The sequence below is a fragment of the Aquibacillus sediminis genome (assembly GCF_005870085.1).
Lineage (GTDB): Bacteria > Bacillota > Bacilli > Bacillales > Amphibacillaceae > Aquibacillus_E > Aquibacillus_E sediminis.
The window spans coordinates 157,508-173,613 of record NZ_SZNM01000001.1 but is presented as its reverse complement, the minus strand read 5'-3'; the positions used below and the strand labels follow the sequence as shown (position 1 = coordinate 173,613).

The window sequence follows — 16,106 nt, the reverse complement described above, 5'->3', positions numbered from 1 at the left end:
TTGGGAGGAACAGACATGGCAGATTATCTTGTAATTGTTGAATCTCCAGCAAAAGCAAAAACAATTGAAAGATACTTAGGAAAAAAATATAAAGTAAAAGCATCTATGGGTCATGTAAGAGACTTACCCAAAAGTCAAACGGGCGTAGATGTAGAAGATGGATATAAACCAAAATATATTACAATTCGTGGGAAGGGACCAGTATTAAAAGAATTAAAAACAGCTGCCAAGAAGGCAAAAAAAGTTTATCTCGCAGCCGACCCCGACAGAGAAGGGGAAGCAATTGCCTGGCATCTTGCACACAGTCTTAATATAGAAGAAGATTCACCATGTAGAGTGGTCTTTAACGAGATTACAAAAGATGCAATTAAAGAATCATTTAAACATCCAAGAACGATTGACATGGATTTAGTTGATGCACAGCAAGCAAGAAGAATACTAGACAGATTAGTAGGTTATAATATTAGTCCATTGTTATGGAAAAAAGTGAAAAAAGGCTTGAGTGCAGGACGGGTTCAATCTGTTGCCGTTAAAATGATCATTGATCGTGAGAGAGAAATTGAGAATTTTAAACCAGAAGAATATTGGTCGATTGATGCTTCTTTTTCCAAAGGAAAAGAAACTTTTGACGGTTCTTTTTATGGTATCGATGGTAAAAAGACACCATTAAGTAACAAAGAAGAGGTTGATCAAGTATTAAATCAGTTGAAAGGTACTGAATTTAAAGTTGAAAACGTAAAGAAAAAAGAGAGAAAACGAAATCCTTCTGCACCGTTTACAACGTCATCCTTGCAACAAGAGGCTGCAAGAAAATTAAACTTTAGAGCTAGAAAAACGATGATGGTAGCACAACAATTATATGAAGGAATCGATTTAGGCCGTAAAGAAGGCGGGATAACTGGTTTAATTACGTATATGAGAACAGACTCAACACGAATTTCCGAAACCGCTAAAACAGATGCAGCCAATTATATTAAAGAAAACTTTGGAGAAGAATATTTGGGTAGTGTGAAGAAAGGAAAAAAATCAGAAGGTGCACAAGATGCACACGAAGCCGTTCGTCCTACTTCTACTTTTCGCGATCCAAAGTCACTAAAAAGTGTCTTATCTCGTGATCAATATCGTCTTTACAAATTGATTTGGGATCGTTTCGTTGCTAGCTTAATGGCACCAGCAATAATGGATACAATGACCGTACATTTAGAGAACGAGGGAGTTCAGTTTAGGGCTTCCGGTTCCAAAATAAAATTCAAAGGTTTTATGAAAGTGTATATAGAAGGTAGCGATGATAATAAAAAAGAAGAAGATAAACTCCTTCCAGATATGGAAGAGGGAGAATATGTGGAAGCTGCAGAGATTCAGCCAAACCAGCATTTCACTCAACCACCTCCACGTTATACGGAAGCAAGGTTAGTAAAAACAATGGAGGAACAAGGAATTGGGCGTCCTTCTACTTATGCACCTACATTAGATACGATTCAACGTAGAGGGTATGTTACGTTGGACAATCGTCGGTTTGTTCCAACAGAATTAGGTGAAATAGTAAATGGGGTAATGAAAGAGTTTTTCCCTGAAATCATCAACCTTGATTTTACCGTCAAAATGGAAGAGGATTTAGATTCAATCGAAGAAGGTAAAGCCGAATGGATCAATATTATCGATGAATTTTACCAAGGTTTTGAAAAGCGGTTAGAAGTAGCCGAAGAGGAAATGGAAAAAATTGAAATCAAAGATGAGCCAGCAGGAATTGATTGTGAAAACTGTGGACATGAAATGGTTTATAAAATGGGAAGGTACGGGAAATTTATGGCATGTTCGAATTTTCCAGAATGTCGTAACACCAAACCAATCCTTAAAGAGATTGGGGTGAAATGTCCCGACTGTAAAGATGGTAATATAGTAGAAAGAAAAACAAAAAAACGTCGTACATTTTATGGTTGTGATAACTACCCTGAATGCGAATTTTTATCATGGGATAAGCCAATCTCTAGACCTTGTCCAAAATGTGATTCGTTATTAGTTGAAAAGAAAAAGAAAAAAGGGACGCAAATTCACTGTACTAAATGTGATTATCAAGAAGAACCGCAAACATAAAGTTAAAAGAGGTTATCCTTAATTGGATTAGTTCTCTCCTATTATAAAAGTGATAGGGGGGAGGAATCCTATAAAGGATGACCGTTTTTTATGTTTGTGTAAAGATCGGATGAAAAAAGTCGTCTCATGAACATAGGATTCCTAATAAGATGGTGCTGCTTAATGGTATTGAGTTTGTTCTAAAGAATAACAACTATAAAATATTAGTCAAAATGTTTAGAAATCTTTTTTTGAGGAATAATAAGAAGTAACATACTATCATTGTTTATAATTGAAACAAACTTAATTTCGATATTGACAATGGTTGGTATTAAAGCTATAATTTCTCTTTGGTAAGCTTAAGTACTTGACAGTGCCTATTCAAAACCTTTTTCTTGAATCTGATTAAAGTGTCAACCATATTATTATCACACATTGAAATTTATAAAAACGTAAGAAATTCACTTAATACATAGGATATTTCAGAATTTTGTTACAATTTTGCAAATTATATTGCGAAATACTGCAAAATTATGATACGATTTAATCGCCTTGGAGAGGTGAGTAGATGGAATGTTTTGAAAAATGTAAAAATGAATTTATTAATTATTTGCAAGTAGAAAAAAATGCAGCTGTTTTAACGATAGAGCATTATGTGAAAGATTTGACAAGCTTTTTTAGTTTTTTAGAACGACAAGGAATCCATTACTTACAAGACGTTACGTATCAAACAATGCGAGTATTTTTAACAGAACTCTATCAAAAACAACTATCACCAAGAAGTATATCAAGGCAAGTTTCAAGTATTCGGAGTTTCTATAGGTATTTAGAAAGAGAAGGAATAGTTGAAACAAATCCGGTTCACCATGTAACCATACCTAAAGCGGGGCAGCCAGTTCCTAACTTTTTTTATGAACAAGAACTGGAAAAACTTTTTGCCGTAAGTGATTTAAATACACCTTTGGGTCAACGAAATCAAGCACTTTTAGAGTTGATGTATGCAACGGGTATACGTGTGAGTGAGTGTGTAGGATTAACAATACCAGAATTAGACTTCGATATGGAAACAATCTTAGTTTCCGGTAAAGGAAAAAAAGAAAGGTATATACCATTTGGTCAGTTCGCACACACAGCAGTTAAAGCTTACATGAATGACGGTCGACCAAAGTTGTTAAAAAAGGGAAATCACGAAACCAATAGGCTTTTCTTAAATGCAAAAGGTACACCTCTTTCACCAAGAGGTGTGCGATATGTGTTAAATCAAATGGTGAAAGATGCTGCGATGACAGAAAATATACATCCACATAAGTTGAGACATACTTTCGCAACACATATGCTAAATAATGGCGCTGACCTTAGAGCAGTGCAAGAGTTATTAGGTCATGAAAATCTATCATCAACTCAAATTTATACACATGTAACGAAGAGTCGTTTACGAAATATTTACATGGATAACCATCCAAGAGCTAATCATCGAAAACAACCATAATGAGGTGAAATTATGAGCGAACAATTCCATGCCACAACAATCTTTGCTGTTCAACATAATGGTCAATGTGCAATGAGTGGCGATGGGCAAGTGACATTAGGAAATGCAGTGGTAATGAAACATAAAGCAAAGAAAGTTCGTAGATTATTTAAAGGTCAAGTGTTAGCTGGCTTTGCAGGTTCAGTTGCTGATGCATTCACTTTGTTTGAAAAATTTGAAGGGAAATTAGAAGCCTATAATGGAAACCTATCTCGTGCAGCCGTTGAACTTGCAAAGGAATGGCGAAGTGACAAAGTGCTACGAAAATTAGAGGCAATGTTAATTGTGATGAATAAACAGGAAATGTTACTTGTGTCAGGGACTGGTGAAGTGATTGAACCAGATGATGGAATTCTTGCTATTGGATCAGGTGGTAATTTCGCTTTAAGTGCTGGCAGGGCTTTAAAGCGGCACGCTACGAACTTAACGGCGGAAGAAATTGCTAGAACATCTCTAGAAATTGCTGGAGAGGTTTGTGTTTTCACAAATGATAATATAACTCTAGAGGTTATTGATTGAGGATAAGGAGGATTAGGTAATGTCAATAAGCATGACTCCTAAGCAAATAGTAGAACAACTTGATCAATATATTATTGGGCAACACAATGCGAAAAAATCAGTAGCGATTGCTTTAAGAAACCGATATAGAAGAATGCAATTGGCAGACAATCTGCGTGATGAAATTGTACCCAAAAATATACTAATGATCGGTCCGACCGGTGTAGGGAAAACAGAAGTTGCAAGAAGATTGGCGAAACTGGTTGGTGCCCCTTTTGTAAAAGTAGAAGCGACAAAGTTTACAGAAGTTGGCTATGTTGGGCGAGATGTTGAATCAATGGTCCGTGATTTGGTTGAAATGTCAGTGCGTATGGTGAAAGAAGAAAAAATGGAAGGTGTCATGGATAAAGCGAAAGAGTTAGCTAATAAAAAATTAGTTAAAGTGATCGTCCCTGAAGCGAAAAAGCAAAACTCATTTAAAAACCCTTTAGAAATGTTTTTTTCACCACAAGCAGAAGAAACAGATACACAAGATCATGATCCATCTAATCAAGAAATTGAGAATAAACGAAAAAGAATTGAACATCAATTAGCATTAGGAGAACTTGAAGACAAAATCGTAACAATCGAAGTTGATGAGCAATCCAATTCGATGTTTGATATGCTACAAGGTTCGGGAATGGAACAAATGGGAATGAATATGCAAGATGCGTTTAGTCAATTCATGCCATCTAAGAAAAAGAAGCGTCGTTTACCTGTTTCTGAAGCACGAAAAGTATTAACACAGCAAGAAGCGCAAAAATTAATTGATATGGATGAAGTGGCCCAGGAAGCAATTACAAAAGTAGAACAATCAGGAATTATTTTTATTGATGAAATAGATAAAGTAGCTGGAAAAAGTGACCAATCTGCTAATGTGTCAAGAGAAGGTGTGCAACGTGATATTTTACCAATTGTGGAAGGCTCGACAGTTGTTACCAAACATGGTCCAGTAAAAACTGACCACGTATTATTTGTTGCGGCCGGTGCCTTTCACATGGCCAAACCTTCTGACTTAATCCCTGAACTACAAGGGCGGTTTCCGATTCGTATTGAATTTGAGAATTTGACCATTGAGGACTTCAAGAAAATACTAATTGAACCTTCTAATGCTTTGTTAAAACAATATCAAGCATTATTAAAAACTGAGGGTATAAATGTTGTATTTACAGACGACGCTATTACAAAACTGGCAGAAGTTGCCTATGAGGTGAACCAGGATACGGATAATATAGGTGCGCGAAGACTACACACCATTCTTGAGAAATTGCTCGAGGAACTATCTTTTGAAGCACCAGATATAACAATGGAAACAATTGAGATTACACGAACATATGTGGAAGACAAATTAAGTTCTATAGCTAAAAATAAGGATTTAAGTCAATATATACTATAACAGGAGAAAGTGATTGGAGGAGCATCATGGAACTATTAGAACGTGCTAGAAAAATTAATTCAATGTTACAAAAAGCTACAGGAAAGTCTGTTAACTTTAATGATATGTCAGCAACATTAAGAGACACCATTACTGCTAATGTATTTATTGTAAGTCGAAGAGGAAAGTTATTAGGATTTGCCATTAATCAACAAATAGAAAATGAAAGAATGAAGACAATGTTAGAAGAAAGGCAGTTTCCTGAAGAGTACACAGATAGCTTATTTACTATTCAGGAAACAACTGCAAACCTTGATATTGAAAGTAAGTTCACCGCTTTTCCAGTAGAAAATAAAGAATTATTTAAAACGGGTTTAACAACGATTGTACCAATTATTGGTGGTGGCGAACGATTAGGTACATTAGTGTTAAGTCGTTTGACAGAAAGTTTCAGCGAAGATGATCTATTATTAGCTGAGTACGGTGCTACTGTGGTTGGAATGGAAATTCTACATGAAAAAACAGAAGAAATCGAATTAGAAGCTAGAAGTAAAGCTGTTGTGCAAATGGCAATTAGTTCTTTATCTTACAGTGAACTTGAAGCAATCGAACATATCTTTGATGAATTAGATGGTAACGAAGGTTTATTAGTTGCAAGTAAAATTGCAGACCGTGTAGGTATTACGAGATCAGTGATTGTTAATGCCCTTCGGAAATTAGAGAGTGCTGGTGTGATTGAATCGCGATCATTAGGTATGAAAGGCACTTATATTAAAGTGTTAAATGGCAAGTTTTTACTTGAGTTACAAAAGTTAAAATCTTCATAGCTTAATAAAAAAGACATTCCTTTATACATTAAAGGAATGTCTTTTCCTTTGCTCCTGTTGTACATCCCATTTAGTTTAGTTGAGCCTTTGTTCTTCATACCAAAAATGGTGGTTTTAGGTAAATGTGATATTAGGCTACTAATTGTTACAGTTATATGTCATAATTGTTACACCGGCGTTTTTCGACAAAAAATAACACGTAATTACCTGTCACTTAGTGCGATAGTCCTTGTAATTCTAACAATTCATCGACAATAGTCACGTTTTGTCGAAACATCCTAGACACACTAGTTGTAATAATTTAAAATACTTGAAGATGATGGGTAATTTATGACTTTAATTAGAGATTGGATGGGATAGACATGTCCTTTTTTGGTAATACAATAAACACCTTACAACAATCGTTGGACTATGCATCTGTGAAAAACCAAACCATTTCAAACAATATCGCGAATGTCGATACTCCAAATTATAAAGCTAAAAATGTAACATTTAAAAATGTGTTAGATGAGAAAGTTGCAAATAACTTTCAAGCCAAAGTGACGCATCCTAAACATATTAAGTTTGGTGATGGTGATGGTGAACAACCATATCAGATTATTTCCAATCCAGGCACTACATATAACAATAATGGAAATAATGTCGATATTGACAAAGAGATGTCCAACTTGGCTAAAAACCAAATCTATTACCAAAGTCTTGTTGATCGAATGAATGGAAAGTTTAATAGTCTTCAGACTGTTATAAAAGGAGGGAGATAATCGTGAGTATCTTTAATGCATTGAATACGAGTTCTAGTGCTTTAACTGCACAGCGTTTACGAATGGATACTATCTCTTCTAACATTGCGAATGCGGAAACAACTAGAGCAACCATCAATGAAGATGGAGAATATGAACCATACCGAAGAAAAATGGTTTCTTTTGAACCCCGGGACCATCAATTTTCCTCCATTTTACAAAGGGCACGGACTGGTAATAATACTGCTGGTTCAGGTGTTCGAGTTCGAGAAATAACTGAGGATGCAGAACCGTTTAAAATGGTATTTAATCCTAATCATCCTGATGCGAACGAGGATGGCTATGTTCAATTACCAAATGTTGATCCGTTAAAAGAAATGGTTGATCTAATGAGTGCAACAAGATCGTATGAAGCAAATGTTACCTCGGTTAACGCAACTAAAAGTATGCTGATGAAAGCTTTGGAGATAGGTAAATAGGGAGTGAGGATTGTATGACAGTTCAAAATATAAATATGTTACAACAACCACTGGTAACTATGAATAATCATCAAAATCAAAAAGTTACCCCTGCAGAAGCACAAACTAATTTTTCAACTAGTTTAAAAACAGCTATTGATCACTTGAATCGCGCGCAGGTTACATCAGATAAAAAAACGGAGGCTCTTGCAAAAGGTGAGATAGATGACTTACATGACGTTATGATTACTGCTCAAAAGTCGAGTTTAACCCTTCAAACGGCGGTTGAAGTGCAACGCAAGGCTGTTGACGCTTATAACGAAATCATGAGAATGCAAGTATGATGGATAGTCATTAAAGCTTCCTTGTTCTAAATTAGTTTGTTTTTTTGGAGGCGAAAGATGAAACAGCAAATAGATTTATATAAAGAAAAAATATTAAACTTTTGGTCAACTCGATCACGCTCTCAAAAAAGAATGTATATTCTATCATTGGTCTTATTTCTTTTTATCGTTATAGGTGGGAGCTTCTTTTTTAGTGGATCGAATATGACACCATTATATAACAATTTATCATTACAAGAGGTCGGACAGATTAAAGAAGAACTTGATTCGCGGGGGGTTAATTATGAATTGGACCAATCCGGGACCGCTATTAATGTTCCTAAAGATCAAGTGGATTCGCTGTTAGTAGAATTGGCAGCTCAAGGTATTCCAAACAGCGGAAACATTGATTATTCTTTTTTTAGTGAGAATACTTCATGGGGAATGACAGATAATGAATTTGATATGATTCAATTGGATACGATGCAATCAGAACTGGCGAACTTAATGACTCGGATTGATGGAATTGAGAACGCTGAAGTGATGATTAACAAACCGCAAGAACCTGTTTTTGTGAGTGAACAAACAGCAGAGGCGTCCGCATCAATTGTGTTGAACACTAAGCCAGGATATCAATTTCAAGATGAGCAGATAAATTCTTTGTATCATCTTGTCTCAAAAACAATCCCAAACCTGTCTACTGATAATATCGTCATCATGAACCAAAACTTTGAGTATTTTGACTTAAATAATTCAAATTCATTCACGAGTGGGGATTCTTACGAAACGCAACAGAATATCAAACGTGATATTGAACGAGATATCCAGCGTCGTGTTCAACAGATGATCGGTACGATGGTCGGTCCGGATAAAGTAATCGCATCAGTAACCGCCGATATTGATTTCACACAGGAAAATAGAGTTGAACAATTGGTAGAAGGCGTTGACGAAGATGGAGTCGAAGGTTTACCGGTAAGCATCGAAACCATTCAAGAAACTTATACCGGAAATAATCCGCCAATTGGTGGTGAAGTGAACGGTGAAGAGGATATAGCGAATTACACGGGGGAGAATGGCGATGGTGATCAAGGTGATTACGAATTAGTTAAGGAATCGGTTAACAATGAGTATAACCGAATTCGGAGAGACATTGTCGAAAGCCCTTATAAAATTCGCGACCTTGGTATTCAAGTTGCTGTCGACAATACAAAAGACCCAGTTGAAAACAGTGAAGAAGTAGAATATTTAACTGCTGAAGAACAAACCACAGTGGAAGAAGGAATTTCTTCGATGCTGGATTCTATTGTAACGACAACTGTTGATAAACAATATGGTCAAGTAGTTGATACAGAAGGAAAGGTTTCGATTGTTTTCCAAGAATTTAGTGATAAACCAACGATGTCATCACCCCCAGTTATGACGATTCCAACATGGGTTTATGGAGTAGGAGCTTTATTGCTCGTTGCAATCTTAGGTTTGATTTGGCAATTAATAAAACGCAAGAAAGTTGAAGATGAGGATGCAGTCTATACCGAGTCATTCCACCAACAAGAAAATGAAATGGAAATTCCAGATATTGAAGATCAGCAAGAAACGGAATCATCAATGAGAAGGAAGCAACTTGAAAAAATGGCCACAGATCAACCAGATGAATTTGCAAAACTATTACGGAGCTGGATAGCAGAGGACTAAGGGGGAGTGATTATGGCTAGACAACAAGGTTCACTATCAGGTAAGCAAAAAGCAGCAATACTATTAATTTCGATGGGGCCAGAAGTGTCAGCACAAGTTTACAAACATTTAACAGAAGAAGAGATTGAAAAGTTAACACTAGAAATTTCTTCTGTGAAAAAAGTTGACCCTAGTCAAAAGGAAGAAATAATGGAACAATTCCATCAAATTGCGCTTGCTCAAGATTATATCTCTCAGGGCGGGATAGGTTATGCGAAATCGATTTTAGAAAAGGCATTAGGAGAGCAGGATGCGTCAAATATTATTAATCGTTTAACATCATCGTTACAAGTGAAACCATTTGATTTCGCTAAAAAAGCTGATCCAATGCAAATCTTAAACTTTATCCAAAATGAACATCCGCAAACAATTGCTTTAGTATTATCGTACTTGGATGCAGCTCAATCGAGCCAAATTTTGTCTGAGTTGCCACAAGAAATGCAGGCAGATGTTGCCAAACGTATTGCTCTAATGGACTCCACTTCACCAGAGATTATATATGAAGTGGAACAAATTTTAGAAAAGAAGCTATCTACAACGGTTACTCAGGATTATACTCAAACAGGTGGTATACCAGCTGTTGTTGAAGTTCTTAATGGTGTAGATCGTAGTACGGAAAGGACCATTCTTGATGCTTTAGAAATTCAAGATCCTGAATTAGCAGAAGAAATTAAGAAACGGATGTTTGTATTCGAAGATATTGTTACATTAGATAATCGTGCGATACAGCGTGTTATTAGAGAAGTAGAAAATGATGATTTACGTCTATCCTTAAAGGTTGCGAGTGAAGAGGTTAAAGAAATTGTCTTTAGTAATATGTCTAACCGGATGGCTGAAACATTTAAAGAAGAGATGGAGTTTATGGGGCCTGTACGACTGCGGGATGTGGAAGAAGCGCAAACTCGCATTGTTTCTGTTATTAGAAGATTAGAAGATGTTGGTGAAATTGTCATCGCACGTGGTGGAGGGGATGATATTATTGTCTAACTTGCATTCGGGAGATGAACATAACAAAAAGGTTATCGGTATAAAACCAATCCAAACAGTGTCAACACCTCTTGAGCAATCCAACACGGATTATGAAGATTCCGTTCCATCAGAAGTGGAGCAACAAATCAAAGAGCTCCACCTACAAGCCAAACAAGAAATAGACAAAGCAAAAAAACAGGCGAAGGAAATAGTTGATCAAGCGAAAAGTCAAATTGATCAAGAGAAACAAGACTGGCAACAGGAAAAACAAGAATGGATTCGACAAGCAAGTGAAAATGGTTTTACCGAGGGGTTTGAAGCTGGAAAACAGCAAGGATTTGAACAATATCAGCAAATGTTAGATCAAGCAACACAACTTATCGATTTAGCGAAGACTGACTATCAACATACCATTGATCAAAGTGAAGACTTGATTCTAGAATTAGGATTAAGGGCGGCTTCGAAAATCTTACATGTACAGTTAGAAAACAATACTACAATGGTTGAACTAGTCAGAGACGTGTTGAAGGAAGTTAAGGAACAACCATTGGTTAATGTAGTAACCAATCCTGAAGATTATTCAATCATACTCGAATACAAGGATGAACTAGTACCGATTATGAAAGGTAGCGGAGAACTATATATTTACCCTGATTCGGGGTTAACCAAAGGTGATTGTATTGTCGAAACACCTTATGGAAAAATTGATGTGAGCATCGATAGTCAATTAAACGAATTGAGGAATAAATTATTTGAGCTTGCACAGGGGGGAAATCGTGAACATTCAAGGATATCTTGATGCCATCGAACAACTTGATACCTATAAACGATATGGGAAAATTCATCGCGTGGTCGGTCTTATGATAGAATCACAGGGCCCGGAAGTAAGTATTGGAGATGTTTGCTATATACACACGGTGAAAAAACAAAAAATCCCAGCAGAAGTTGTAGGATTTAGTGAGCAAAAAGTTCTACTGATGCCATTTTCTTCTATTAAAGATATTAGTCCTGGATGCATGGTAGAAGCAACTGGACAGTCGCTTACGGTGAAAGTTGGGAAAGGGTTGATAGGAAAAGTGATTGACTCCTTGGGGTCTCCTCTAGACGAAACACCTCTACCCAAAGGATTGAATTCTTATCCAGCTGAACAATCACCGCCTAATCCGTTACAGCGCCCGACAATTGCTGAGCCTGTTCAAGTAGGCGTAAGATCAATCGATACACTATTAACAGTAGGTAAAGGTCAACGTGTTGGTATTTTTGCTGGGACTGGTGTAGGAAAAAGTACATTACTAGGCATGATTGCTAGAAACAGTAACGCAGATGTTAACGTGATAGCACTGATTGGTGAACGTGGGAGAGAAGTAAGAGAGTTTATTGAAAAAGACCTTGGGGAAGAAGGTTTAAAAAAATCGGTTGTCGTTGTTGCAACCTCTGATCAACCTGCCTTAATGCGAATTAAAGGGGCTTTCACTGCAACAGCAATATGTGAGTATTTTAGAGATCAAGGGCTACAAGTCAACCTATTGATGGATTCTGTTACCCGTGTGGCGATGGCTCAGCGTGAAGTTGGACTTGCCATCGGCGAACCACCCACAACCAAGGGCTATACACCTTCAGTTTTTGCATTATTGCCTAGTTTGTTAGAACGGACTGGTACAAGTAAACAAGGCACAATTACTGCATTTTATACCGTATTGGTTGATGGAGATGACATGAATGAACCAATTGCCGACACGGCTAGAGGGATTCTGGATGGTCACTTTGTATTAGATCGAAAATTAGCAGAACAAGGTCTGTTCCCTGCTATCAATATATTAAAATCTGTTAGTAGAGTAATGCCAAATATTACGTCAAAACAAGAACAACAATATGCACAAAAAGTCCGTTCTCTATTAGCGACCTATGAGGAAAATCATGAATTAATCCAGATTGGTGCTTATAAGCGTGGCACAAGTCGTGAAATAGATGAGGCTATCAAGTATCATCCTAAAATTACGACTTTCCTAAAACAAACAACAGATGAGGTAGTGACAAGGGAACAATCACTTCAAAACTTAACGGATCTCATAAGTGGGAGTGTTAGTTAATGGCTGACATTGAGACATTTCAAAAGTTATTAGTTGTGCGCGAAAGAGATAAGAATCTTGCAAAAAAAAATTACCAACAATCAGTACAATTCTTTGAAAACTTAGCATCTGAACTTTATCAGTTACTAAAAAATAAGGAAGATGCTGAGAAGGAGTATCAGCAACAATTAGCTAATACAAGTTCTGTAACAATGTTGTCGCATTATTCTTTATATATACAAAGAATAAAAACAAAGATCGGGGAGTTACAATCTTCTGTTAATCAAGCTAGACAAGAAATGAACGATAAACAACAACAACTGACAGAGGCACATATTGAAGTGAAAAAATTTGAAAAAATAATTGAGAAGAAGAGACAAACCGCCACTTTTAAACAGAAACACGAAGAGAATAAATTTATGGATGAAATTACTGTTACACAGTTTATAAATAGTAAAAGATAGGTGAGGGTTATGGCTAGAAATTCGGTTGGTAAGGAAAAGAATAAAGCTGGTGTTTTTCAATGGTTTCTTGTTATCGTGATTCCTCTCCTATTTGCAATCGTATTGGCGATTATCATCTTATCTGTTGCAGGTGTAGATGTGAAAAAACACGCCGAAAACTATGCAAATAATGTACCTTTTATTTCAGGTATAGTAACAACCAATGACGAAAAAATTTATGAACAACAACAAGAAAAATTAAATGACCAACTAAAAGAGAAAAATGAAGAGATCCGGCAACTGAATGGACAGATTCAAGCCAAAGACGGAACAATCGATGATTTAAACGCAGAAGTAGATCAATTAAATGAAGAACTAACACAACAAACACAAGCAAACGAAGATCGTGATGAATTGGTTCAAGAAATTGCAACATCATTTAAAGAAATGGATCCAGAAGCAGCAGCACCAATTATAAACAGTTTAGATAATGAATTATCATTACTTATTTTAAAATCAGTCTCCAGTCAAGAACGGGGACAAATTCTAAGTGAAATGGCTCCAGAAGATGCTGCACAATTAACGAATAATCTCTTAAACTAGTTTGAAAGGCTTTGAAAGGAGGTGAAAAATAAGTGAATGGTATTCAATTTATGTACTCACAGCCAATCCAACAGAACCATCAACCAAAATCGAACAAGGCCGACAGATCTGAATCCGATTCTTTTATGAATTTATTAAGGCAACAAAATAAAAATACGGATAATAGTGATGAAACGGGAAGTTCTAGTTTAACTAGTATGCTTGATCAAATAGAAAGTCTTATAAAAAATATGGCTAATGAGAACAAAGAGAATTTATCTGCAGACATGGAACAACTCTCGAACATGATAAATCAGTTAAGTGAATGGCTTGATGGAGGAGAGTTAACGATAACAGAAGTGAGTGAACTGCTTCATACTGCAGCACAGAATGTTTTAACTCCTGAAGACATTCAAGCATTGCTTGTAAATATAACTGAAAATCAACAAGAGGGTAGTTATTCAGAATCCAAACAGGAGCCACCAATTAAAAACACAATGCTGAACGAAGGATATTTACTGTTTCATAATCAATCAAAACTAGAAGCTTCTAGCAACCAATCAATTGATCAACAAACAATTGCAGAACAATTCTCACAATTGAAGGAAGAGGCTAAGGCATTAATCAAGCAATTTGATACTAATAGTCAGCTTTCAAGGTCAGAGCAAATGAAACTGTTAAAGGTAATGCAACAATGGATTTCACTAGAACAAGCATCTGGCCAAACTACGTCTAATATGATTCAGCAAGGATCAGGCAGTGGCTCTAAAGAGGAGCAGGTTTGGAAACAAATGTTAAATGTTTATCAAATGCGTAACGACCTTCAATCACACAATAAATATCAAGCAAACTCAAGTTTGACTGGTAGTGATATAAGCAAAATGTTAAAGGCTGCGTTAGCTCGATATTCTAATCAAGATGCACCAATTGATAACAATGCTGGCAAAAACACTAATGAGCAGTCGAATAATGGTAATCAGTTTGTATTACAGAATGCAAGCACAAATGGAGCAACTCCGTTCGCTGATGTAAATCTGACTAGTATGCAACAGTCTAAAGTAGAGCAGTTTGTTGTGCATGCAAACCAAACCTCTAATAGTCAAGCAGTTTCACAAGAGAAATTGTTGAATGAGATACAATCTATTATTAAATCTAGTAAATTTTTATCAAATAACGGAACAAACCAACTACACCTTAAACTTCGTCCAGAAAACTTAGGTGATATGATGGTGAAGATGATGCAAGTGAATGGTGAGATGATTGTGAAAATTACAGTTAATTCGCAAATGGCGAAGGATATGTTAGAAGGAAACATGCAACAATTAAGACATATGTTTTCACCACAACAAGTAGTTGTAGAAAAACAGGATATGACTAACCTGCAGCAAGATACTTATCAACCAGAGAAACAAGATCAACATCAATCATTTAATCAATCTAATCAAGAAGATACACAAGATGATTCAAGTAAACAACAAGAAGATGAACAACAAGAGCAAAGTTTCCGTCAAATTTTGTTGAATGAGAAAGTGTAGGTGTCGTTAATGACCAAGATAGACCCATCCTTATATTTGAACAATCAACCAAGAGGCACGACTAATTCAGAGCTAGGAAAAGATGAATTTTTAAAAATCTTGATGACACAATTGCAAAATCAAGATCCGTCGAACCCAATGGAAGATAAAGAGTTTATTGCCCAAATGGCAAACTTTTCAACACTAGAACAAATGACAAATATGTCTTCTTCAATGGATAAACTAGTCGAAAATCAATCCATGTCACCAATTCTTCAATACAGTCACTTAATTGGAAAAGAAGTATCCTATTACAGGGTAGATAAAGAAACAGGTGATGTGAAGGAACCCAAAGAAATGATTACGAGTGTTGTGAAATCAGTTAGTCAGAATGAAGGGCAGGCTGTGTTAGAGTTAGGAAATGACACGAAGATTCAATCGAATGATATAGTCAAAGTGAATGAAGCTCCAAAGCAAGAGCCAATGGAGAATGAAGAGAATAATGAAGCTTCAACTGAATAAAGGAAGGTGAGATGTGATGGATCATCGGATTCAACAATTACATCAACCAACACTGCTTCCAAATGTAAAAACACCTAGAAATGAAAAACAGAAAACACCCGTATCGTTTAAAGATGTTTTGTCACAGGAACAAGATATTAAGGTGAGCAAACATGCCTCTGAACGATTATCGGCTAGGAACATCGAAATAAATGATAATCAATGGCAGAAGATATCTGAAAAGATTGGGGAAGCAAAGCAAAAGGGTGTAACAGATTCCCTTGTGATCACAAATGATGCGGCACTATTAGTAAGTGCAAAAAATAATACTGTTGTTACAGCTATGAACCGTTCTGAAGCGATGAGTAAAATATTTACAAATATTAACGGAACAATTTTAATTGATGAATAGGCTGGACCCATAAAGGGAAGCCGT

The 16,106-nt window shown here is 36.2% G+C and carries 17 protein-coding genes; all 17 read left to right on the top strand.

All coding sequences use genetic code 11. The annotated features are described in order from the left end of the window. Positions 1 to 15 precede the first annotated feature (15 nt). The gene (gene topA, locus FCI53_RS00810) at positions 16 to 2,094 is read left to right on the top strand and encodes a type I DNA topoisomerase (RefSeq protein WP_138414858.1); all 2,079 of its coding nucleotides are present in this window, start codon (positions 16 to 18) and stop codon (positions 2,092 to 2,094) included. Between the two features lie 547 nt (positions 2,095 to 2,641). Beyond that, positions 2,642 to 3,562 (top strand): tyrosine recombinase XerC, encoded by a 921-nt coding sequence (gene xerC, locus FCI53_RS00805; protein WP_138414856.1) that lies wholly within the window; start codon positions 2,642 to 2,644, stop codon positions 3,560 to 3,562. 12 nt (positions 3,563 to 3,574) lie between these two features. Next, positions 3,575 to 4,120, top strand: a complete 546-nt coding sequence (hslV, locus tag FCI53_RS00800; RefSeq protein ID WP_138414854.1) for an ATP-dependent protease subunit HslV — start codon at positions 3,575 to 3,577, stop codon at positions 4,118 to 4,120. Between the two features lie 19 nt (positions 4,121 to 4,139). After that, a complete protein-coding gene (gene hslU, locus FCI53_RS00795; protein ID WP_138414852.1) occupies positions 4,140 to 5,534 on the top strand; it encodes an ATP-dependent protease ATPase subunit HslU in 1,395 nt (464 codons plus the stop codon). 26 nt (positions 5,535 to 5,560) lie between these two features. Further along, positions 5,561 to 6,340, top strand: a complete 780-nt coding sequence (gene codY, locus FCI53_RS00790) for a GTP-sensing pleiotropic transcriptional regulator CodY (RefSeq protein ID WP_138414850.1) — start codon at positions 5,561 to 5,563, stop codon at positions 6,338 to 6,340. 362 nt (positions 6,341 to 6,702) lie between these two features. Next, positions 6,703 to 7,101, top strand: coding sequence for a flagellar basal body rod protein FlgB (flgB, locus tag FCI53_RS00785; protein ID WP_138414848.1), 399 nt, complete (start codon positions 6,703 to 6,705; stop codon positions 7,099 to 7,101). A 2-nt stretch (positions 7,102 to 7,103) separates the two neighbouring features. After that, positions 7,104 to 7,559: a flagellar basal body rod protein FlgC gene (flgC, locus tag FCI53_RS00780; protein WP_138414846.1), complete on the top strand. Its 456-nt coding sequence runs from the start codon at positions 7,104 to 7,106 to the stop codon at positions 7,557 to 7,559. A 35-nt stretch (positions 7,560 to 7,594) separates the two neighbouring features. After that, on the top strand, positions 7,595 to 7,882 hold the full coding sequence (gene fliE / locus FCI53_RS00775; RefSeq protein ID WP_246049984.1) for a flagellar hook-basal body complex protein FliE: 288 nt from the start codon (positions 7,595 to 7,597) through the stop codon (positions 7,880 to 7,882). A gap of 57 nt (positions 7,883 to 7,939) precedes the next feature. Next, entirely contained in the window at positions 7,940 to 9,553 is a 1,614-nt protein-coding gene (gene fliF / locus FCI53_RS00770; RefSeq protein ID WP_138414842.1) for a flagellar basal-body MS-ring/collar protein FliF, read from the top strand. Positions 9,554 to 9,565: 12 nt separating this feature from the next. Then, on the top strand, positions 9,566 to 10,579 hold the full coding sequence (gene fliG / locus FCI53_RS00765) for a flagellar motor switch protein FliG (RefSeq protein ID WP_138414840.1): 1,014 nt from the start codon (positions 9,566 to 9,568) through the stop codon (positions 10,577 to 10,579). Next, positions 10,572 to 11,360: a flagellar assembly protein FliH gene (gene fliH / locus FCI53_RS00760; RefSeq protein ID WP_171038021.1), complete on the top strand. Its 789-nt coding sequence runs from the start codon at positions 10,572 to 10,574 to the stop codon at positions 11,358 to 11,360. Before fliG ends, fliH begins: the two co-directional genes overlap by 8 nt. Next, positions 11,338 to 12,651, top strand: coding sequence for a flagellar protein export ATPase FliI (gene fliI, locus FCI53_RS00755; RefSeq protein WP_138414835.1), 1,314 nt, complete (start codon positions 11,338 to 11,340; stop codon positions 12,649 to 12,651). The genes fliH and fliI overlap by 23 nt, the downstream gene beginning before the upstream one ends. Then, positions 12,651 to 13,094 carry a flagellar export protein FliJ gene (fliJ, locus tag FCI53_RS00750; protein WP_138414833.1) on the top strand — a complete coding sequence of 148 codons (444 nt, stop codon included), beginning with the start codon at positions 12,651 to 12,653 and terminating at the stop codon, positions 13,092 to 13,094. The genes fliI and fliJ overlap by 1 nt, the downstream gene beginning before the upstream one ends. Before the next feature lie 9 nt (positions 13,095 to 13,103). Next, complete coding sequence (locus FCI53_RS00745; protein ID WP_138414831.1) at positions 13,104 to 13,676, top strand: MotE family protein; 573 nt, start codon at positions 13,104 to 13,106, stop codon at positions 13,674 to 13,676. Between the two features lie 32 nt (positions 13,677 to 13,708). Continuing rightward, complete coding sequence (locus FCI53_RS00740; protein WP_138414829.1) at positions 13,709 to 15,190, top strand: flagellar hook-length control protein FliK; 1,482 nt, start codon at positions 13,709 to 13,711, stop codon at positions 15,188 to 15,190. Positions 15,191 to 15,199: 9 nt separating this feature from the next. Next, positions 15,200 to 15,691 (top strand): flagellar hook assembly protein FlgD, encoded by a 492-nt coding sequence (gene flgD / locus FCI53_RS00735; RefSeq protein WP_138414827.1) that lies wholly within the window; start codon positions 15,200 to 15,202, stop codon positions 15,689 to 15,691. Positions 15,692 to 15,707: 16 nt separating this feature from the next. After that, positions 15,708 to 16,082, top strand: a complete 375-nt coding sequence (locus FCI53_RS00730) for a TIGR02530 family flagellar biosynthesis protein (RefSeq protein WP_138414825.1) — start codon at positions 15,708 to 15,710, stop codon at positions 16,080 to 16,082. Positions 16,083 to 16,106: the final 24 nt, after the last annotated feature.